16 protein-coding genes are annotated in these 21,631 nt (G+C 41.4%); 10 read left to right on the top strand and 6 right to left on the bottom strand.

What is annotated here, in order from left to right; all coding sequences use genetic code 11:
- Nucleotides 1-326 precede the first annotated feature (326 nt).
- Nucleotides 327-608: a hypothetical protein gene (locus tag KCG35_RS15045; RefSeq protein ID WP_215820604.1), complete on the bottom strand. Its 282-nt coding sequence runs from the start codon at nt 606-608 to the stop codon at nt 327-329.
- 141 nt (nt 609-749) lie between these two features.
- Nucleotides 750-1,319 (bottom strand): hypothetical protein, encoded by a 570-nt coding sequence (locus tag KCG35_RS15040; RefSeq protein ID WP_215820603.1) that lies wholly within the window; start codon nt 1,317-1,319, stop codon nt 750-752.
- 439 nt (nt 1,320-1,758) lie between these two features.
- On the opposite strand from KCG35_RS15040, the gene KCG35_RS15035 reads away from it, so the two are divergent.
- Together KCG35_RS15035 and KCG35_RS15030 are read left to right on the top strand one after the other, a co-directional pair.
- Nucleotides 1,759-2,160 carry a PA2779 family protein gene (locus KCG35_RS15035; protein ID WP_215820602.1) on the top strand — a complete coding sequence of 134 codons (402 nt, stop codon included), beginning with the start codon at nt 1,759-1,761 and terminating at the stop codon, nt 2,158-2,160.
- 99 nt (nt 2,161-2,259) lie between these two features.
- Entirely contained in the window at nt 2,260-3,282 is a 1,023-nt protein-coding gene (locus tag KCG35_RS15030) for a PA2778 family cysteine peptidase (protein ID WP_215820601.1), read from the top strand.
- 48 nt (nt 3,283-3,330) lie between these two features.
- Here KCG35_RS15030 and KCG35_RS26965 read toward each other — a convergent pair whose 3' ends face one another.
- Nucleotides 3,331-5,400, bottom strand: a complete 2,070-nt coding sequence (locus tag KCG35_RS26965; protein WP_215820600.1) for a S9 family peptidase — start codon at nt 5,398-5,400, stop codon at nt 3,331-3,333.
- A gap of 169 nt (nt 5,401-5,569) precedes the next feature.
- On the opposite strand from KCG35_RS26965, the gene KCG35_RS15020 reads away from it, so the two are divergent.
- From KCG35_RS15020 to KCG35_RS15005, 4 genes are all read left to right on the top strand, one after another.
- A complete protein-coding gene (locus tag KCG35_RS15020) occupies nt 5,570-5,926 on the top strand; it encodes a hypothetical protein (protein ID WP_215820599.1) in 357 nt (118 codons plus the stop codon).
- 520 nt (nt 5,927-6,446) lie between these two features.
- Entirely contained in the window at nt 6,447-7,112 is a 666-nt protein-coding gene (locus KCG35_RS15015; RefSeq protein WP_215820598.1) for a YEATS-associated helix-containing protein, read from the top strand.
- 68 nt (nt 7,113-7,180) lie between these two features.
- Nucleotides 7,181-9,106, top strand: coding sequence for a VWA domain-containing protein (locus KCG35_RS15010; RefSeq protein ID WP_215820597.1), 1,926 nt, complete (start codon nt 7,181-7,183; stop codon nt 9,104-9,106).
- 160 nt (nt 9,107-9,266) lie between these two features.
- A complete protein-coding gene (locus KCG35_RS15005; protein WP_215820596.1) occupies nt 9,267-10,037 on the top strand; it encodes a class II glutamine amidotransferase in 771 nt (256 codons plus the stop codon).
- A 99-nt stretch (nt 10,038-10,136) separates the two neighbouring features.
- On the opposite strand, the gene cysK is transcribed toward KCG35_RS15005, so the two are convergent.
- A complete protein-coding gene (gene cysK, locus KCG35_RS15000) occupies nt 10,137-11,105 on the bottom strand; it encodes a cysteine synthase A (protein ID WP_215820595.1) in 969 nt (322 codons plus the stop codon).
- A 416-nt stretch (nt 11,106-11,521) separates the two neighbouring features.
- Between cysK and KCG35_RS14995 the strand changes: the two genes are divergently transcribed.
- A complete protein-coding gene (locus KCG35_RS14995; protein ID WP_215820594.1) occupies nt 11,522-12,394 on the top strand; it encodes an AAA family ATPase in 873 nt (290 codons plus the stop codon).
- Nucleotides 12,395-12,407: 13 nt separating this feature from the next.
- A complete protein-coding gene (locus KCG35_RS14990) occupies nt 12,408-13,586 on the top strand; it encodes a vWA domain-containing protein (RefSeq protein WP_215820593.1) in 1,179 nt (392 codons plus the stop codon).
- Nucleotides 13,587-13,590: 4 nt separating this feature from the next.
- Here the strand turns inward: KCG35_RS14990 and KCG35_RS14985 are convergent, their stop codons facing one another.
- The gene (locus KCG35_RS14985; protein WP_215820592.1) at nt 13,591-14,073 is read right to left on the bottom strand and encodes a MaoC family dehydratase; all 483 of its coding nucleotides are present in this window, start codon (nt 14,071-14,073) and stop codon (nt 13,591-13,593) included.
- 52 nt (nt 14,074-14,125) lie between these two features.
- Nucleotides 14,126-15,061, bottom strand: coding sequence for an alpha/beta hydrolase (locus KCG35_RS14980; RefSeq protein ID WP_215820591.1), 936 nt, complete (start codon nt 15,059-15,061; stop codon nt 14,126-14,128).
- Between the two features lie 582 nt (nt 15,062-15,643).
- On the opposite strand from KCG35_RS14980, the gene KCG35_RS14975 reads away from it, so the two are divergent.
- Both KCG35_RS14975 and hrpA read left to right on the top strand, forming a co-directional pair.
- Nucleotides 15,644-17,332, top strand: coding sequence for an AMP-binding protein (locus KCG35_RS14975; protein ID WP_215820590.1), 1,689 nt, complete (start codon nt 15,644-15,646; stop codon nt 17,330-17,332).
- Between the two features lie 367 nt (nt 17,333-17,699).
- Complete coding sequence (gene hrpA, locus KCG35_RS14970) at nt 17,700-21,629, top strand: ATP-dependent RNA helicase HrpA (RefSeq protein ID WP_309227396.1); 3,930 nt, start codon at nt 17,700-17,702, stop codon at nt 21,627-21,629.
- The last annotated feature ends 2 nt before the right edge of the window (nt 21,630-21,631 follow it).

Raw genomic sequence — 21,631 nt, 5'->3', positions numbered from 1 at the left:
AATACGTTATCTGTTAGTGTTTAGGCAAACTGTTCGATATGCATTTAATCGTAATTGAAATATGGCAACATGTGGTGCTGCAGTGCTTGGATGGGTTGTGAAACAGGTGCTGGGAGCACAGTGAGCAGTAGATAACAGGGATGGTCTTCTGCTGCAGGAACTTTGAGAAAATTAAGAAGTTCAGCGTGATGGAGTAAGAGGAGAGAGAGGTTAAGACGTAAGTGTTTTTCGATTTGATTTAAATGGAAGAATATTTTATTAATTTAATTGTATTAGTTACAGGGTAACTACCCTGTAACTAATCAGTGCTAGTGCTGCATTTTTAATTAATAAGGCAGTCTTTCAATATGGGTAATGCAAGCTGAATCTTTTAAAGGCTTATAAACTGTAACCATTGCGGGGTATGTAGGCGCTCCAGGATAAACAGGTGTTGCATTACAGAAATACGCATAATTTACACCAGAGACAACTTGAGAGGCAACTGCGACAGGTTGGTATTTCACGCCTGCGAAATGCTCCACTGCTTCACTAAAAGCAACTTGAGCTTCTTTATCAATATTTGATGAAAAAGGTCCATAGGCGCCAACCATTGAATTAACATTAGCCATTTATTTCTCCTTAAAGAAACTATCATAATTAAGTCGTTGTTTGTCAAATACTCTCATCAAGTAATAAAAAACTTTATGAGGTGAACTTCATTTATATCGGGAGTACATTACATTGATATGTTTTCAAGAACAGAAAAATTATTATTGCTGTTGCTCAGCAACGACATATGTATACGCAATACCAACAGGTGAACCAACAGCGATAAAACCAGAATCAACAACTTTTGCTGAAATGTGTCCAGAAAATTTGTTGTAAAGTTGGTTTACGGCATTACTAAAGGCTAGGTCCAGATTACTTTGGTTGTAAGCATAGCCAACCACTTGGTTTTCATTTAAAGCTTTTACTGATGCAGGTACTGTTTGTGTCTCATTATTAGAAAGTAAATGTGTAACTTTGTATTTAGTAATACCTACAGAAGTTTGTATTGCAATTTCTTGTAAATCTGGGTTTACGCCTTCAAAACTGTTTTTAGCGGTATAGGGGAAGTAGCCAATAGCAGGTGTTGTATGAGCTATTACTTTGAATACGGGTACTTTGGCGTTCAGGTCCACAGCAACAATATGAGCGCCTGTAATTCCCTCCGCATACCCTTCAGCATTTATGGTTAATACTGCATTACCGTGTTGGCGAGCTAAAACCAGCTCAAATTCTGTTGCAGTGACTTTGGTTGGAGAAAGTACCACTTCTGTTGAATGCGCTTGAACGGTCATTTCATTATCCTTTGAAGATGAAATTAATTATCCTGTGAGTGATTTGGGTAAACATTTATTCGTGAAGTAATTAACTAATCCCTCCATCTTGATCCTGGCTCTACGTCAATATGAAGGGGGTATTACTTAAAAAGTGCACTGTAGATAACCTGAAAATCAGCTCAGTATCAGCTTAGTCAATCCATTTTATTTCTACCACTGCTGGAGCATTAAACCTTAATGACTATTACTTTAAGCATTGATGTATTAAATTGTGAATTATTTGTGGTGGAATTTATTGAGTAAGTATGTATTAAAAAACAACAGTTAACACCTTTTTGTGCGCTTGATATATTTATAGGAATGACGGCTCTCACGGAAAGAATAAACAGATTTGACCCTACTAATAGCCCTCTCTAGACTTCAGAAAGATTGAACTCAAATATTATTGGGAGCTGTTATGTTCAGTTATCGTCGAATTAAACGTGTTGTGGCACTGTTTTTATCTGCTTGGTTGGTTGTTTTTGGTTTTCAAGCAAGCTTGGTTCAGGCTGCAATGGTTGCTACAGATAATGTCATTAGCACAGAGCAACACAACGTTGATAAAGAAGCGTTAAAGGCAATGCTGGCAGATCAAGCTGTCAAAGATAAACTTGCAAGCCTTGGTGTTGATCAAGCTGATGTAGAAAATCGTATTGATTCATTAACACCCAGTGAGTTAGCACAATTTAATGCTCAAATGGAAGAAATGCCTGCAGGTAGTGGTGTTGCTGAAGTCGTTGTGTTATTCCTTGTGGTATTTGTTGTTACTGACATGCTATGTGCGACAGATATCTTCTCATTTGTGCGTTGCATTAACTAAAAATTGTAAAAATTGCTTTTTAAACGACATTTACCTGTGTAAATGTGTGCCTTTCAGAGAAGGGTAAAAATAGCGTCAAACGTTTTTCGTTGGTTTAATATGAGTATTAAACGTTATGCCCAGCTTTGGCTGGGCATTATTTATTTGAGTGTTCTATCAGGTTGTACCACAAATCCAGTTCTTCGTCAGTTGGACTCACTGGATGAATCAGTGCTTCAGCCAACAGAATTGAATCAAGTCCCCTTTTTTCCTCAAGAAGAATATCAATGTGGTCCGGCGGCACTGGCGACCGTATTGGCCTACTGGCAAGTTCCTGTAACACCGAATGATTTAGTTAGCAACGTCTATGTGCCTGATAAGCAGGGCAGTTTTCAAGTCGAAATGGTGGCCACTGCACGTCAGTATGGCATGTTGGCTTATCCGCTTAACAAAGATTTTCAAAATTTGTTGCAGGAGATAGAGCAGGGCTTTCCTATATTGGTATTTTTAAACCTTGGGCTTGATTGGTATCCACAGTGGCATTTTGCAGTCGTTGTAGGATACGATTTGGCAAATAAAGAGCTCATCCTCCGTTCGGGCACTGAAAAGCGTTATCGGATGCCATTTGAGACATTTGCGAACACCTGGGCACGAGGTCGCTACTGGGCAATGGCTATCTTACCACCGAATAAGTTACCGGCTTCTGCTAAACCTCTCACGTATTTACGTGCTGCACAGCAACTAGAAGCTGTTGGACAGCAGCAGGCGGCAGTTCAAGCCTATCAAACGGCACTAGCAGCATGGCCAAAACACCCAGTTGCCTTATTTGCAATGGGGAACTATCAGTTTGCAGTAAAAAAATACCCTCAAGCTGCAGGCTATTTTAAGCAACTTGTGTCGACTGAACCGAGCCATAGTCAGGGTTGGAATAATCTAGCGTATACATTGAAAGCGCTTAATTGTCCTGTTCAAGCAAATAAAGCAGTACGTTGTGCTTATGCACTCGCACCTGATGACAATAATATTCAAAGTTCTTGGCAGGAATTACAACAAGAAGGCAAACTGTCTAAGCCTGAACAGGTTGTATCAGTCGGAAAGAAGACAGTTTGTGTCATTCCCCAATGTCCCGTATTACCCAATTAAATGAGTACAAATGCCAGGTTTTGTATACACTGGCATTTTAATCTTGAGTTAGGTTTTTTTATCAAGCTGTAAGGTTTTTAAAATAAATGCCTGCTCAAAAGCCATTTCTTGAAGCGCTTGGTAACGACCCGAAGCACCTCCATGCCCTGCAGCAAAGCTGGTTTTAAAAATAATCGGTTGGTCTCCGGTATTATGATAACGCAATGCTGCGACCCATTTGGCGGGCTCCCAGATATGGACGCGTGTGTCATGAAAACCTGCTTGTACTAATAGTGTGGGGTAGGCTTGAGACTTAATATTTTCGTAAGGAGCATACGACTTTATAAGTCTGTAAACTTCTGGAGAGGCAGGATTACCCCATTCATCGTATTCTGCAATAGTGAGTGGTAGGGATTCATCCAACATCGTATTCAAACAGTCAACAAAAGGCACGTCCATAATTGCGCCTTTAAATTTTTGGGGAGCGTTATTGAGTGCATAGCCGACTGCCATGCCGCCAGCACTACGCCCAATAATCATTAATTGTTTTGGGTTGGTATAACGTGCTTTAAATAAATACTCAACGCATTGTATAAAGTCAGTAAAAGTATTTACTTTGTTCTGTTGTTTACCTTGACGGTACCAGTGTTCACCACAATCACCACCACCCCGTACGTGAGCAAAACCAATCAACATGCCACGGTCAAGAAGGTTGAGTCGAGATATAGAAAACTCTGGGTCCAGACTATGTCCATAAGCACCATAGACCTGCAGTAACATGGGGGCAGGATGATCCCAGGTTTGTTGTTTACCTATCAGTGTAAGTGGGATTTGTTCTCCATCTCCAGCTGTCACATACATGCGTTGACATCGGTAGTGCTCTGGATGATAACCACCTTTGACCTGTTGGGTTTTGATACACGTTTTGTAGTGTGTATTGAGGTTTATATCTAAGATTTGTTCGGGTTGGATAAATGTTTCATAGTGAATACGCAGTTGCTGAGCATCAATACTCACATTGTCACCGAAGTTGATTTGGGCAACAGGGTCCGTAAAATTGACAGGAGAGAGTTCTCCATTGTGCCAAATAGAGAGTTGAAGGAGGTCTTTTGTTCTGGAAAGAATAGCAATATGGTGTCGAAAAACTAAGTAATCTTCCAGTGTAGTATCAGCCTGATGAGGAATAAGCGGATGCCAATGCGCGGGCTGGGGTTGGTTACATTCAGCACTGACCAGGCGATAATTTTCGTGTTGATCATTCGTCATAATAATGAGTTGTTGACCATTGTGGTCAACATAGTACTCATGGTCTGCCTGGCGGGGAGCGATACAGCATAGCTGTTGGTTGAACTGTTTAGGACCATGAAAACTGTCTGCGGGAAGAAAAAAGACTTCTGTTGATTCCTGGCTGCTGGTTTCTATGAAGATGAGATGATCTGACTGACTTCGATAAACGGAGACATAAAACTGCTCATCATCTTCAGTAAACAGAAGGGGGTCATCAACGATGTTGCTGCCAAGACAGTGATAGAAAAGTTTATCAGTACGTTGTAAATGATTAAGTGTTGTATAGTAAAAGCCTTTTGCATCCATTGTCCAAGTAACCTCACCTGATGTATGTGTATGTGGTAAGGCTATTTCTTCTTGGGTTAAGAGATTTTTTATAATGAGTTGATACTGCTCATCACCTGTAGTATCAAGACTGTATACCAAAAACTGATGATCTGGACTGATCGCTAAACTGCCAATCTCACAGTAATCATAGGGTGCAGCGACCTGATTGCCATCCAATAGTAACTCTGGTGGTGGTTGTTGCTTATGCTGACGATAATAAAAAGCATATTCAAACCCCTGCCGACTTTCACTGAAGTATTGATAAGGACCCCATGTGTAAGCAGCTGAGCGGTCGTTTTCAATAATACGCGCTAAGCTTTGTTGGTAAATCAGTGTTTGCAGTGCTTCGCTATCAGCCATTTGACGGGAGGCATAGTCATTTTCGGCATTAAGGTATGCCTGAGTATCCTGCGATGTCGTTTGTTTTAGCCAGTGGTAAGGGTCAAAGCGAGGGTCGGTTGGATGTGTATGGTAATAATCTTCACGCTTGGCTTGAGGAGGAATAATCTGTTGTCTGGTTTGCACTTACAGGCTCCGTTCTGTCAGAAAGGCTGACTTAATCTTGAGATTACACTAGTATAGGGCTTTTGTTGTTTAGCTTGTTGATACTGACACTATGGATGCAACCCACTACTTTTACGCTTGGATGATATATTTGGCCAGCGCAACCGGCTGTTTTTTGGTCTGGTATCGTATGACTCGTATTTGTTGGCGATGGTTACGCTGGCTCTTGCGAGGATTTGCACTCGTTTTGTTGTTTACTCCCTGGTATGTCAATGTTGAACAGGATTATTTAGGCCCTGCTTTTCTTGTTGCCGCTTTTGATGGTTTAACGCTTGGTTTAGAAGCCATCATGAGAGCTGGTCACGTGTTACTTGCTGGGCTGGCGGTAATGATTGTACTTTGGGCTTTAGCATTAGTACTCATTCCTGCTCCTGTTGTTCGTCCTAAAAAGAAACCGAAAGGTAAAGTTGCGCCTGATTCTCGCCCTAAAAAACGGCCTAAGCAAGTTGCTAATAATGATGATGAGCGGATTACACCGACTTTATAATTAGGTTCTATTGATTGCTAGTGTGTTGAACACTTGGCCTGTTGGTTTTTTGTGAAGTAAGAAGATATATGGCACACAGGACTGTGCCATCTCCCTGCCTGATGAATTGACTTTATCTCTATGTTTATTCTCTATTGTGTAACTTGTTGATTTTGACCAAGTATCGCCAGTTGTCAGTAACTGTGTTATGTTTGCATAGCCCATGGATGGCAACCACTGTGAATGAATTCTGGGGTGTTAAAACAACGTGTTAATGGTCAATATTTATACGCCTGAATAACCATTTTACTTTTTGAGCGCTATCAAAAGGCATACTTTGTTTGGCATGAGTAGAGTGTATTGATTATACATATAATTTAACCCTTTACGGTGGGTGTAAATATGGGATATTAATGCGCAAAAGGGATATAAACACGCTACTCTATTCTTAGTAAGTTATTGGTTTTTAATAAGTAGCAAGGTGAGCTACTCCGTTAACTGAATTCCCATGGACCAGATTAAACAACAATAGGGATGTAATATGGAAAGTCATATTTTATTGCTGGCAGTCGTGATGTTAATGGCTGGCGTATTTGGGGGCTTGGTCAACTATTATTTGTATCAGCGACAAGGTTATGATTTAACCCACTTACTTCGCTGTATTATTCTTGGTATTGGTGCTTCCTTTCTTGTTCCTGTCGTGTTGGACTTGTTATCCAGTACATTGGTGGTTGATAGCCAAAATGATCCATCACGCCTGTTAATTTTTACTGGTTTTTGTTTAATTGCTGCCATTTGTTCACGGTTTGTCAATACATCTCACACTGAACGGTTATTGGCTGAAGCACGGTTTGCACAACAGCAGGTGTCGTCTATTCAGCACGAGTTTCGTCGTTTGCAAGAGGAAGTTGTACCCTTACTTGATTTGGAAATAGAACAAGAGCGCAACACTGATAATGAGGGATCTCTCACTGAAGAATTAGAGTTGGATATGACCGGAAGTAAAGTGCTTAAAACACTCAATAGTGGTCAGTATATTTTTCGTTCGGTGGCAGGGTTATGCCGCGATGCAGAAATAGATGAAGTTACTTTAGAGAAAACGCTACATATCTTGGCAAGCCGAAGCCTTGCTGGAAAGATTACCAGTAAAGTAGGTCAACGTTGGTTTGTCACTGAGCGAGGACGTCGTTTATTATTACAACAATAAAAACAATGAAACGAATTTTTAATGCAAAATATACAAGGGCACACCTAAGACTATTTAGGTTGTGCTTTTTGATTGTTGGGCTGGTGTTTTTGGGGTGGGTGGAAATAGGCTATACCAAGGAACCTGATGTCAGACTATTGATTGACACGTCAGGCAGTATGAAAGTCAATGACCCCAAAAATTTAAGAGAGCCTGCGATCAATCTATTGATACGACTGTTAGCTGATGATAGTAAATTAGGTATATGGACATTTGATCAATCGGTTAAAAATCTTGCAGTTTATGACTTAATTGATAATAACTGGCGTGAACAAGCAATAAATAATAGCAAGCAAATTAGTTCGAAGGGGTTATTTACCGATATTGGTAAGGCACTGGAAGTGGCGGCATTTGATAGCCATCGGCAAAGTGATGATGCCCGACATATTATTTTACTGACTGACGGCATGGTTGATGTCGCAAAAGACCCCATAAAGAATGTTGAGGCTCGCCAACATATTCTGAATGATCAGCTACCGCGCTTGAAACATAATGGTTATGTTATTCATACTATAGCGTTATCAGATAAAGCGGATCATGAGCTTTTGCAACAACTGGCGATTAGTACGGATGGATTATCCTCTACTGCAAACTCGGCAGAAGAGCTTAGTAAGTTGTTTTTAAAAGCGCTGGAGCAGGCGGATCAAGCACCTAAAGTGCCTCTACAAGCAAACAACTTTCTTATTGATTCTCAGGTTGAAGAATTTACGTTGTTAGTTTTTAAAAAAAAGACAGATGAAGTGGTTCAGTTATCTTCACCTGATGGTAAAACATATAAACAGGGGAGTCGGGCTTCAGATTTGCGCTGGTACAATACACCACATTACGACTTGATTACTGTTGATCAGCCTTATGAAGGTGAATGGCGGCTTCAAGCTGAGTCTGATCCTAATAATCGAGTAACAATTGTTAGTAATTTGCAAATGAGGTTTTCAGGCGTTCCTAGTAATTTATTTAAAGGACAGCAAACTGTTGCGCGTATTTGGTTTGAGCAAAATAAAAAGCGAATGGTTAATGAAGAGTTATTTCAAATAATGAAGTTAACATTAACCATCGCGCAGGAAGAAAAAACAATTGCTGAAGAGGTTTTTTATACGGCTAAAATGTCTCATGATCAGGGTGCATTTACATTGACGGTGCCTGCAATCAGATCACTGGGTGAATATACTTTAACCATTAAAGCTGATGGAAAAACATTTTTACGTCAAGTATCTAAGGCGCTGTCCGTTAGAGAGCCACTGGTGGTTACTCATGAACGAATAGTGAAAGATGAGAAGGAAGTTAATGTTATTCAAGTTAAACCGCAAAGTTTATTTTTGGATACAGAGGCCACGGTTATCAAAGCAACAATTGCACCGCCTGCGGGTAAACCTTCTAATATAGTTATTCCTTTGCAAGATGATAAGAAAAGTTGGTTGTTACCCATTACACCACAACAACATGGTATATACCGTGTGGTCTTTGGGGTAAATGCAAAAGATAGTAATGGCAAAGAAATCGCTGTAAAACTGGAACCTTTGATTTTTAAATTTCCTGAGAACTATAAGCCAGGGGTGAATAACGAAGATAAAAAGCCCAAGTCAACTCCTGAAGAGAAAGCAGCAGAAGACGTTGAAGATGATGAAAAAGAAAGCGACAGTAGCTGGTTGTTATATGGCAGTTTGATTATTGGAAATATATTGCTGGCAGGTGGGCTATATTGGGCTTATAGATGGTTTTTTACAGAAGAAAGCTCTAAAGATAAATCTACAGGGCAGCAAGAAGAAAATGTTGATGAAGTCGTTGATATTGATCTTGAGGAGGATGACATTGACTTGGATATGCCTCTCGATAAGCTTGAGGATAACCCTGATGATGATGGAATGAATAAAGATAGTGCTAAGAAAAATGGGCAAACAAAAGCAGAAGGGGAAGATAAAAACGACAGTGCGTCAGATCAAAAACCTGAGGCTTAGTATTTTTACGTCGTTTTACTCAAAATACGGCATGTAGTGCACGTTTCAAGGAAAAGGTGGTATTTATTAGTAAAACATCATAGTTTCATTTCTGAAGTTACGCCACAATGTGACGAGGAGTATATGAGGACTAATAGTTTTTAGGAGTAAGGTTAGGAATATGTGCGAGCTCCTTGGGATGAGCGCGAATGTGCCAACGGATATTTGTTTTAGTTTTACAGGATTAATGCAGCGTGGTGGAGGTACAGGTCCACATAAAGATGGCTGGGGCATTGCTTTTTATGAAGGGCGTGCCGTCCGAGAGTTTCGTGATACCAGGCCTAGTATAGGGTCTGAAATAGCCCGGTTAGTACAAGGCTATCCAATAAAAAGTCATATTGTCATTAGTCATATTCGTCGTGCGAATGCAGGACGTGTCTGTTTGGAAAATACACATCCATTTACCCGTGAATTGTGGGGGCGACAGTGGACATTTGCGCATAATGGCCAGTTGCCAGGCATCAAGAAAGCATTGGCGTTAGACTTTTATCAGCCTGTTGGCACCACTGATAGTGAGTTTGCATTTTGCTGGATACTCAGTGAAATACGCCGACGTTTTACCAAGCAACCACGTAGACCTCAGACGCTCTGGCGGGAGTTAAATGAACTGTGTAATGCGATTAAAGAGTTTGGTGTATTTAACTTACTGATGAGTGATTCGAAATATTTGTACTGCTTTTGTAGTACAAAACTGTTTTGGATTACACGAAAAGCGCCTTTTAATAGAGCTGTATTAAAAGATGCCGAGCTTGAAGTGGATTTTAAGCATGAAACCACACCAGATGATATTGTTACGGTCATTGCGACTGAGCCACTGACTGCAAATGAACAGTGGCATCAAATGCAAGCTGGCCAGATGTGTGTCTTTCACCATGGTTTGATTTGTTGCTAAACAGTTATAAGCATTACGGTGACCCAACTGACAATAAGATAGATGCTGTCTGTTGGGTCATTTAAGCTAAACAAGTGAGTCGATATTAATATCTAGTCATTAAGGGTTCATCTCTTTTTCAGTAAAAACACCCTCAAATAAAGCGGTTGAAAGATAGCGTTCAGCAGAGTCTGGTAAGATTACAACAATATGTTTGTCTTCATTTCCAGACCAGCTGGCCACTTTTAGTGCTGCTGCCATGGCTGCACCACATGACATACCCACTAGAATGCCTTCCTCCCGCATCAGGCGATGAGCCATTTGAATGGATTCTTCAGCATTTACCTGCACAACATGATCAATCATGTTTAAGTCGAGGTTTTTGGGAACAAAGCCTGCTCCAATTCCTTGGATTTTATGAGGTGCTGGTGCGAGCTCTTGGTTATTAAGGGTTTGGGTAATTATAGGTGACTCTTCAGGTTCAACAGCAATGCTTTGGATAGCTTTACCTTGCGTTTCTTTAATATAGCGTGAAATCCCTGTAATGGTGCCACCAGTACCGACACCTGCTACCAGAATATCAACTAAGCCATCTGTGTCACGCCAAATTTCAGGGCCTGTTGTACTTTCATGGATAGCGGGGTTTGCTGGGTTTTCAAACTGCTGTGGCATAAAGTATTGACTAGGGTTTGCTGTCGCTATTTCCTCTGCTTGGGCAATGGCTCCTTTCATGCCTTTAGCTGGATCGGTCAGAATGAGGTTTGCACCCAAAGCAGCAAGTACTTTACGGCGTTCTAAACTCATACTGGCGGGCATTGTGAGGGTGAGACGATAGCCTCGTGCTGCAGCGACAAAGGCAAGCGCTATACCCGTATTGCCACTGGTAGGTTCAATAATGTCCATGCCTGGCTTTAATGTACCTTCTTGCTCAGCAGCCCATATCATGCTGGCACCGATACGGCATTTGACTGAGTAGGCAGGATTACGTCCCTCAATTTTTCCATAGATATGGTATTTAGGCGACAGTTTATGTAAGCGTACTAGAGGGGTATTCCCAATTGAAAATGAGTTGTCACTAAAAATATTCACGCGAAATGTCCTTGCCTGATTGTTTACAGGCCTTAAAGGCCAGGAATAAGGATTTGCACAAAAGATAAAGTCTACGATAGAAACTGTGTTGGTAATAAGCTTATCGGTAATTGTGGACTATGAAAAATATTTTTGCGGAATATGCTTGTAATCACCCGTTAGTTGCAGTGTAACATATACCCTTCATGAATCATTTTAGGGTTTGTTGTCGGCGTTCTTGAACACCAAGGATGGTGTGAATGCAGTTTATGCAGGAGCATTTAACTGCCACCCCAGTCCTTGACGGCTGCCCCTAAAAACCCTTCGTTATGGGTATCGTTGGAATCATAAGCCTGTGCATTGGTGAGTCGTTAGTCGTTTAGCGAGGCTAGTTTGATGAACCCTTAGCAAAAGGGATAAGCTAAAAGGAGGAAGCAATGACACTAAATAAATCACATGATGCCTATCAACCCTTTACCAGTACGTCTGAGTATATTGCAAGCCCTGAGCTGAAAATGGCAGTGAATGCTGCCATTAAGTTGGCTCGTCCATTATTGATTAAAGGTGAACCTGGCACAGGCAAAACATTGCTTGCTGAGCAGGTCGCCAAGCACCTGGAATTACCGTTGCTTCAATGGCATATCAAGTCAACAAGCAAAGCTCAACAAGGGCTGTATGAATATGACGCAGTTTCTCGGTTAAGGGATTCTCAGTTGGGGGACGAGAAGGTGCATGATATCAGTAATTATATTGTGCCAGGTAAATTATGGCAGGCTTTTACGCATGAGCAACAAGCTGTCTTACTGATTGATGAGATTGATAAAGCGGATATTGAGTTTCCAAATGATTTATTGTTGGAACTGGATCGCATGGAATTTTATGTCTACGAGACCCAGCAATTGATTAAAGCTCAGCAGCGGCCTATTGTCATTATCACCAGTAATAATGAAAAAGAATTACCTGATGCGTTTTTAAGGCGTTGTTTTTTCCACTATATTCAATTTCCTGATGAAACTACCATGCGTGATATTATTGCGGTTCACTTTCCTGAAATTGCGCCTAAATTAGTGAAGGAAGCATTAGAAATATTTTTTGATATTCGTAATGTGCCTGGATTAAAGAAAAAACCCTCTACATCTGAATTAATCGATTGGATTAAATTATTACTTGCGGATGATGTACCGCTATCAGTATTGAGAGAAAAAGACACTTCAAAAGCTGTACCTCCATTATACGGCGCGTTAGTAAAAAATGAACAGGATTTACATTTGTTGGAGCGTTTAGCATTTATGGCACGGCGTCGTAAATAATGGGGAGGTAAACATGCTGGTTCGTTTTTTTTTAACTTTAAAGTCAGCACAAATTCCTGTTTCAATTCGTGAGTTATTGGATTTGCTCACAGCACTGGAAACGCAGCTAGTGTTTGCAAATATAGATGATTTTTATTATTTGGCACGGACATGTTTAATTAAAGACGAGCGTTTTTTTGATCGTTATGATCAGGCATTTAGTCAATTTTTTTCAGGTATTGCTGCATTGGATGATGTTCTGGCAACGCTCATTCCAGAAGATTGGTTACGTAAGGAATTTATACGACAGCTTACACCTGAGGAAAAACAGCAAATAGCCGCATTAGGTGGTCTGGATAAATTACTTGAAACATTCAAAAAGCGCTTACAAGAGCAGCAATCACGACATCAGGGTGGAAACCGTTGGATAGGTACAGGGGGGACATCGCCATTTGGGGCTTATGGTTACAACCCTGAAGGTATCAGGATGGGCCAACATGAGTCACGCCAACAACGTGCAGTAAAAGTATGGGATCAGCGCCAGTTTCGTAATTTAGATGGGGATGTGGAAGTTGGTACACGCAATGTTAAATTAGCCCTACGACATTTGCGTAGGTTTGCGCGTACAGGGGCTTCAGAACAGTTAGACTTGGATGATACGATTAGTGCTACGGCTAAAAATGCGGGCTTATTGGATGTTCGTATGAAACCTGAGCGACACAATGCAGTTAAGGTTTTGCTCTTTATGGATATTGGGGGCACGATGGATGCCCATGTGCACGTGTGTGAAGAATTGTTTACTGCAGCTCGCAGTGAGTTTAAACACTTAGCATTTTTTTATTTTCATAATTTTATTTATGAGTTTGTTTGGCAGGATAACTTACGACGACAAAGTGAGCGTATTCCAATCTGGGATATTTTGCATCGTTATGGCGAAGACTATAAGGTGATTTTTGTGGGCGATGCGACGATGTCACCTTATGAAATTAGTTATCCTGGAGGCAGTGTTGAGCACTGGAACGAAGAGCCTGGTTCTGTGTGGATGCAGCGCGTTATGCAAACTTACTCAAAAGTTGTTTGGCTTAATCCTTATCTGGAAACCCATTGGTCATATACGCCTTCAACCCTCATGATTCAACAATTGGTAAAAGAACAAATGTACCCTCTAACGCTACAAGGGTTAGAGGGAGCAATGAAATATTTACGACGCTAGTGGTTTACTTAGATGTTGTCAAAGATATATCTGGTAGATGAGGTGCAGGGTGAGTAGCAGCTGTTTCTGGTGCCATCACCTCAGCTTCTCCAGACACAACTTCTTTGCCAGCCTGGTTTGTTACGCTACAGCCTATTATTACACGCCGTTTACGTTCATGCTTTTCTTTAACGGTGAGTGTGACGTTCAAGGTATCACCCACAAATACTGGGCGGGCAAAGCGTAAGCTTTGACCAAGGTAAATGCTGCCTGGGCCTGGTAGTTTAGTTGCTATGGCCGCAGATATTAGTCCCGCAGACCACATGCCATGAGCAATACATTGTTTAAATGGCGTTGTTTCTGCGTAACCTTTGTCTAAATGGACGGGGTTTATATCACCTGATGTATGGGCAAAAAGTACTATATCTTGTTCTGTCAGGGTTTTACTGAAAGTAGCTTGTTGACCGAGGGTGAGGACATTGAATGGAATACTATGAAGCGTTGTCATGTTTTTTCGTCAAAATTAATGGTGAGTTGAAAAGCATTATTAATATTTAAAATCAAGCGACATTGGCAAGTGGTTGCGTATGTTGAGCTAACCACTGGTAAAGTGCTTGCCAGACTTCTTGCTGATTGATTTCATTAAGCATTTCATGACGACCACCAGGGTAGATAGTGGTGGTTACGTCGTGAACACCTGCAAATCTTAGCTGACGGCTCAACTTATGCAACCCATTAGGTAAACTCAAAGGATCTTGATCACCACCCAAAATATAGAAAGGCAATGACGTCGGTAGGTTATTAAAGCTGTCGTGGCTGCTTAGTTTGGTTAAGGCCGACAGCATGTTATACCAAAACTGGTTACTGACTTTAAAACCACAGAGAGGATCTTGACAATAAAGATCAACCTGTCGGGTATCGCGAGAAAGCCAGTCAAAATCAGTACGATTAGGTTTAAAATGCCGGTTAAACCGGCCAAAAAATAAAAAGTCTAAAAAAACGCTACAAGCGTTTTGTCCTTGACGTTTACACTCCAGTGCTGCAAATGCTTTGGCTATTTGATAGAGCCAAGGTGACTGATAATTTGAGCCAGAAAGGATGCAGCCTGCCAGTGGTGGATGATAGGTTTGCAAAAAGTGTAAACAAAGGAAGGAGCCCATACTATGCCCCATCAGAAACAGGGGCTGTTCTGGATACTTCACACTTGTTTCTGTCACTAACTGCTGGATATCACTCAACATGAGTGACCACTGATTTGTTTCTGCCAACCCTAAACGTTGCATGGCTTTGCCTGTTTGCCCATGTGCACGCAAATCCCAACTGGTTACACCAATACCTTGTTGATTAAGATACTGCGCAAAAGATTGATAGCGTTGCGAATGCTCAGTCATACCATGAACAATAAGGAGCTGTGCTGTGGTTTTAACGGGTTGCCATTGATGACCGTGTAACTGGGTTTGATCTGATTGAGCTTGGGAAGCAAAGCGGGTTTCCATAAATAATCAGTAATCCTTGTTATGTTTGTATTTGTTACTTGTCATGGTAAGTAGGCATAGCTTTCTTGTCAGACAGCTTATGTCATATGACCTGGATGGTATTACCTGCCGCTACCGTAGTGAAATAAATGGTGCATATTGTGCTATGTGATTAGCATACAGCTAATCCATATGAAACATAGTCATTTTAATAAACAGGCCGCAGATGTTGTCTTTTTGACGCACTGATGCTGGCTGGTGAAGGGTTTACTTTATCATAGCGAGAAAATACTATGCACCAAGCATAATAAAAATGAAAAGGGTTAGCATTAGCAGGCGTAATTAACGTGTTACCAACTGTTTACTTATTCAGATGTTTTAGTGGCTGAATCAGTAGTATGTGACTTTATCGAAGGAGCATAAAAATAACGTACACTGGTCCTGGGGTTATTAACCCTGGCTGAAATTAAACTCGGATGTTGTTACGACGTTTGCTATCAATGCTTCTCCTTGTACTAAGCATAAAAAAAACATAATCAAAACAGTCAGAGCTGAAAAAATACCCACTGCGATGGGTATAGCGCACTTAGGAGTTTACACAGCATGAACCAACCCAATTGGGCCGAGTTTTACCCGGCAGGTGTGGCACGTACTATTGCTGTAGACAAATATCAGTCAATTCTTGAAGTAATGGATACGTGTTGTCGCCAGTTTGCGGATAAACCGGCATTTACTAATTATGGGTGTACAATAACTTATGGCGAGCTGTATCAACTTAGTGGTCAATTTGCAGCTTTTTTACAGAATAAAACGGACTTACAACCAGGTGACCGTATAGCCATTCAGATGCCCAATTTAATCCAGTTTCCTATTGCTGTCTTTGGGGCATTGCGGGCAGGCCTTATTGTGGTGAACACTAATCCCTTATATACCGAACGGGAAATGGAGCATCAGTTTAAAGACTCTGGTGCTAAAGCTTTGGTCGTGTTAGCTAATATGGCAAGTTTAGCGGAAAAAGTAGTTCCAAAAACTGCCATTAAGCATGTAATTGTGACCCAAATTGGTGACATGCTACCGTTTGTTAAACGGACAGTAATCAATGCTGTTGTTAAGCATGTTAAAAAACTAGTGCCTTCTTACCATTTACCTGAGGCGATTGCTTTTAGGCATGCACTGTCTGATGGCTCTCGTTACACTTTTCGTCCTGTAGCTGTTCAAGCCGATGATGTGGCAGTACTTCAGTACACTGGGGGTACCACAGGCGTTGCAAAAGGGGCGATGCTGACCCATCGAAATATCATTGCTAATATGCTGCAGGCAAAATCGATGATGGGTAAAGACTTAGCCATGGCTCAGGAAACAATTATTGCACCACTGCCACTTTATCATATTTATGCTTTTACCTTTCACTGCATGGTGGGTATGTTTACTGGACAGCATAATGTATTGATTACCAATCCAAGAGATTTACCTCGTTTTGTAAAAGAGTTGTCTTCAATTAAGTTTTCAGTGTTTGTTGGATTAAATACATTATTTGTTGGGTTAATGAATAATGAGCGGTTTCAGCAGTTAGATTTTAGCAATTTGCGTTTAACGCTTTCTGGAGGGATGGCTTTACAGCTGGATACAGCCAAGCGTTGGCAAAGTATTACAGGTTGTGCCATTTGTGAAGGCTATGGCATGACCGAAACATCGCCCATTGTCTGTGTTAACCCAATACAACGACCGAAGATTGGGACCATTGGTGTGCCCGTACCTAGTACAGAGGTTAAACTGATGGGGGACAGTGGTGAAGTGTATCAACCTGGAGATGCGGGTGAACTGTGGGTGCGTGGTCCGCAAGTCATGAAGGGCTACTGGCAACGTCCAGAAGCAACCATGGAATCACTGACTGAAGAAGGCTGGCTAAAAACAGGTGATATAGCAACATTTACAACTGAGGGCTATTTAAAAATAGTTGATCGTAAAAAAGACATGATTGTTGTGTCAGGTTTTAATGTGTACCCCAATGAATTAGAAGATGTATTGGCGAAACACCCTGATGTGATGCAATGTGCGGTGATAGGCGTACCCAATGAAAAAACAGGTGAAGCAATTAAAGCGTTTGTGGTAACTAAAAACCCGCAATTACAGAAAGAAGATATTGTTCAATTTTTTCGGGAACATGTGACTGGCTATAAAATTCCTCGTCTTATTGAGTTTCGTGAAGAATTACCGACCACCAATGTTGGAAAAATTTTACGGAGACAACTACGAGACGAAGAGTTAGGTAAGCTGAAAAAAGCAAGTTAGCGTCTTTCTGCAAGCTAAAATAATGAAATAAGGGCTGGCTATTACAGTCAGCGCTTTCATTCTGCTCTTATTTGATGATTCCTTCCTTAAAAGTCGTGTGCATTGAGTACAATAAGGTTTTCATTAAACGTGAAAATATACTGTAAATAGTTTATTCTCTGCGCCCATTAACCATTCTATTCTTTAATTAAGAAGTTTTTATTTAGAATTACAGTTCGGTTTGGATCACTCAGGCCCTAGTAAGGATTTAAAACAGAGTGAAAAAGTGAGAATAAAAGGTGTATTTATCTATGCCCTTCCTCTTTTAAAGTTGTGAAGGAATAAACGATATGAAAAAAGTAAATACAGTTGATAGCTAAGGCAGTGAGTGGCAGTGATTACATTTGCAGTGCTTAAAGAACAGATTACACAAGCGATGTTGAAAGATCGCTTTCGTTTAAAAAAACGACTAAACCATTTAAGTAAGACTTATCGCGGGAAAAAAATACCTAATGCAGCATTAGCGGCATTACAAGAGCAAATTGTTACATCAACAGAACTGGCTCAATTAAGACAGGCAAATTGTCCGAAACTAACTTTTAATGAGCAATTGCCTATTGCTCAAAAAAGAGCTGAGATTTTAGCGGCCTTTAAACAGCATCAAGTTATAGTGGTTGCGGGGGAAACAGGGTCAGGAAAAACAACACAGTTACCTAAAATTTGTCTTGAGGCTGGGCAGGGTGTTTTAGGCATGATTGGCCATACACAGCCTCGACGTTTAGCTGCGCGCTCTGTTGCGTCACGAATTGCTGAAGAACTACAGACGCAAGTCGGTGAAGCAGTTGGTTATCAGGTACGTTTTACCGATCAGGTCAGTGATAAAACGCATATTAAGTTGATGACAGATGGTATTTTGTTAGCAGAAATTCAACAGGATCGCTTTCTTAATCAATACGACACACTGATTATTGATGAAGCCCACGAACGTAGTTTAAATATTGATTTTTTATTGGGCTATTTGAAGTGGTTATTACCAAAGCGGCCTGAGTTAAAACTGATTATTACTTCTGCAACCATCGATGTGGAACGGTTTTCTCAGCACTTTAATCAGGCCCCCATTATTGAAGTATCAGGCCGTGCTTATCCAGTAACACTTCATTATCGACCTTTATTAGATAATGAAGAAGAAAGCAGTGATGGTAAACGTGATACTGATGAAAATCAGTTGCAAGGTATTATCAGTGCATTAAGAGAAATAGAGCAGTTGGAGCGTCAGAGGCAGAGTACCCGACTGGGAGATGTGCTGGTATTTTTAAGTGGTGAGCGTGAAATACGTGATACGGCAAAGGCGCTCCGCCAAGCAGCTTTTCGAGACACAGAAGTGTTGCCACTTTATGCTCGTTTAACCGCTGCAGAACAGCAACGTGCTTTCCAGCCTCATCGTGGTAGAAGGGTTGTGTTAGCCACCAATGTGGCAGAAACGTCAATTACTGTGCCAGGTATTCGTTATGTTATTGATCCTGGTACAGCACGTGTCAGTCGTTACAGTTATCGCTCCAAAGTACAACGACTTCCAATTGAGGCTATTTCCCAGGCGAGTGCTAACCAGCGAAAAGGTCGGTGTGGCCGGGTGGAAGAAGGGATATGTTTCCGCTTATACAGTGAAGAGGACTTTTTAGGGCGTCCTGAATTTACCGAACCAGAAATTCAACGAACCAATCTCGCCTCCGTCATTTTAAAAATGCTACAAATGCGGCTTGGTGAGATTACAGAGTTTCCTTTTGTTGATCCTCCAGATAGTCGTTTAATTAATGATGGACTCAAGCTGCTACAGGAATTACTGGCAATCGATAATCAGCAGCGGTTGACCCCACTAGGTCGACAACTGGCACAACTACCTGTTGATCCGAGGATGGGGCGAATGTTGGTTGCAGGAGCAGAACAACAAGCATTACGTGAAGTATTGATTATCGCCAGTGCGTTGAGTATTCAAGATCCCCGAGAGCGACCTACGGAAAAACAACAAGCTGCTGACCAGCAGCATGCCCAGTTTAAACATGATGACTCCGACTTTTTAAGCTTTGTTCAATTATGGGATGCTTACGAAGCTCAGCGTCAGGAACTCAGCCAAAACCAGTTACGGAAATATTGTAAGCAGCACTTTTTATCGTATTTACGCATGCGGGAGTGGCGGGATTTACATCATCAATTGATGTTAGCGTGTCGGCAGTTAGGTTTAAAGGTAAATCAGGAACCGGCAGAATATGCAGCGGTTCACCAGGCTTTGGTACCTGGATTATTGGGTAATATTGGTACTAAATTAGAGCAGGGTGAATATCAGGGAGCCCGCAATAAAAAGTTTTATTTGTTCCCTGGATCAGCCTTATTTAAACGGCAGCCGAAGTGGGTGATGTCGGCAGAGTTGGTTGAAACCTCCAAGCTTTATGGACGAATATTAGCGAAAATTGAACCAGAATGGATTGAAAAATCAGCACAGCATTTATTAAAACACCATTATTTTGAACCGCACTGGGAAAAGCGTCGAGGGCAAGTGGTTGCATTTGAGCAGGTAACCCTTTATGGCCTAATTGTGGTACCTCGCCGCAAAATAGACTATCGAAAAATTGATCCTGTAGTGGCCCGTCAGCTTTTTATTCGTGGTGCTTTGGTTGAAGGCAACTTTTCTACGGCAGGTGATTTTTTTGAATATAACCAGTTACAAATTGATGCAGTTGAAAATTTAGAAGCTAAAGCCCGACGACGGGATATTTTAGTGGATGAGGAAGTACTGTATCAGTTTTATGATGAGCGTGTTCCTCAAGATATTGCTGATGCTCGAAGTTTTGAGCGGTGGCGAAAAGCACAGGAGAAAAAAGACCCAGATTATTTGCTGCTTACTCAAGCGTATTTAATGCGCCATCAGGCTGAGCATATTACAGCTGAGCAATATCCTGATCAGTTTGTTTGGCAGGGGGTGCATTATCCGCTGAGTTATCACTTTGATCCAACAGCTGATGATGACGGGGTGACATTACAAGTGCCTGTCGCGGCTTTACCACAGTTGCCACGTAATCGGCTGCAATGGTTGGTTCCTGGGTTAATTGAAGAAAAGTGTACGGCATTAATTCGTGGTTTACCGAAGGCTGTTCGTAAAAACTTCGTTCCTGTCCCTGACTTTGTGAATGCCGCATTGGAAGCGCTTTCACCTGATGATACCCCTCTCACAGAAAAGTTGGGAGGGCAGCTACGAAAAATGACTGGTATAAGAATATCTGAGGAAGAGTGGCAACAAGTTAAACTACCAGTTCACTTACAAATGAATATTCGTGTCGTTGATGAACATGGTCGCTGCTTAGGCCAAGGTCGTGATTTTCAGGTACTGCTCCAACAATTTGCCGATCAGGCAGAAGCATCATTGAAACAACTGTCAGATCACGGCTTGGAGCGTGACGGGATAACGCAGTGGAATTTTGATTATTTACCCGAGGAAATTACTCAGCAGCAGCAGGGATTAGTGATTCGAGGGTATCCTGCTTTAGTTGATGAAAATAATAGTGTAGCGATTAAAGTATTTGCGACTGAGGATAAAGCCAAAGCTGAACATCACCGTGGTGTAACACGGCTGGCTTTGTTAACGCTGCCGACGCAACAGTTGAAGTTTCTGCGAACACAAATGCCACAGTTAAAGCAGGTAGCACTGTGGGGGGTGAGTGTTTATCCCAAGTCTTTACTAGAGGAGGATATTATTTGGTTGGCAGCCAATACTATTTTGCTTGAGGCGCAAGTAGAGCCTCCCCGAAATGAAGCTGAATTTCAGGCATTTATTGAAAAGCTAAGAGCTGATTTAGCCCCATTAGTGAGTGAAATAACATCCTTATTGGTAGAGGTTTTTTCTCGTTATCATTCCATCAATAAACAGCTTAAAGGGCGGATTTCCTTGGCTGTTGCACGTTCATTAGCCGATATTAAATTTCAGCTACAGCAACTGATATATCGTGGATGCCTAAGGGATGTACCTTTATGTTGGTTGAAGCATTATCCGCGCTATCTTGATGCTATATTACAGCGGCTTGATAAGTTGGGAGGACAAATTCCCCGAGATAATGCTTATACCGAGGAGTTAACTCAACTTTGGGAAACATACCAACAACGAGCTTCAGCATTGCAGGGGGCATCCCTAGAGTGTCCTCATCTTCAGCTTTATCGCTGGCTTTTAGAGGAGTATCGAGTCTCTCTATTTGCTCAGTCATTAAAAACAAGTGTACCCATTTCAGCAAAACGTTTGCGTAAGCAGTGGGAACTGGTGTTGCAACCATAGCG

This window comes from Zooshikella harenae, assembly GCF_018837975.1.
Taxonomy (GTDB): Bacteria; Pseudomonadota; Gammaproteobacteria; order Pseudomonadales; family Zooshikellaceae; genus Zooshikella; species Zooshikella harenae.
Note: the sequence above shows the minus strand (reverse complement) of the source record. Positions and strands in the feature narration are given on the sequence as shown.

Coding starts and splice junctions, on each gene's coding strand:
- KCG35_RS15045 (WP_215820604.1), bottom strand. CDS start 608: ATGGCTAATGTTAATTCAATGGTTGGCGCCTATGGACCTTTTTCATCA.
- KCG35_RS15040 (WP_215820603.1), bottom strand. CDS start 1,319: ATGACCGTTCAAGCGCATTCAACAGAAGTGGTACTTTCTCCAACCAAA.
- KCG35_RS15035 (WP_215820602.1), top strand. CDS start 1,759: ATGTTCAGTTATCGTCGAATTAAACGTGTTGTGGCACTGTTTTTATCT.
- KCG35_RS15030 (WP_215820601.1), top strand. CDS start 2,260: ATGAGTATTAAACGTTATGCCCAGCTTTGGCTGGGCATTATTTATTTG.
- KCG35_RS15020 (WP_215820599.1), top strand. CDS start 5,570: ATGACTCGTATTTGTTGGCGATGGTTACGCTGGCTCTTGCGAGGATTT.
- KCG35_RS15015 (WP_215820598.1), top strand. CDS start 6,447: ATGGAAAGTCATATTTTATTGCTGGCAGTCGTGATGTTAATGGCTGGC.
- KCG35_RS15005 (WP_215820596.1), top strand. CDS start 9,267: ATGTGCGAGCTCCTTGGGATGAGCGCGAATGTGCCAACGGATATTTGT.
- KCG35_RS14995 (WP_215820594.1), top strand. CDS start 11,522: ATGACACTAAATAAATCACATGATGCCTATCAACCCTTTACCAGTACG.
- KCG35_RS14990 (WP_215820593.1), top strand. CDS start 12,408: ATGCTGGTTCGTTTTTTTTTAACTTTAAAGTCAGCACAAATTCCTGTT.
- KCG35_RS14985 (WP_215820592.1), bottom strand. CDS start 14,073: ATGACAACGCTTCATAGTATTCCATTCAATGTCCTCACCCTCGGTCAA.
- KCG35_RS14980 (WP_215820591.1), bottom strand. CDS start 15,061: ATGGAAACCCGCTTTGCTTCCCAAGCTCAATCAGATCAAACCCAGTTA.
- KCG35_RS14975 (WP_215820590.1), top strand. CDS start 15,644: ATGAACCAACCCAATTGGGCCGAGTTTTACCCGGCAGGTGTGGCACGT.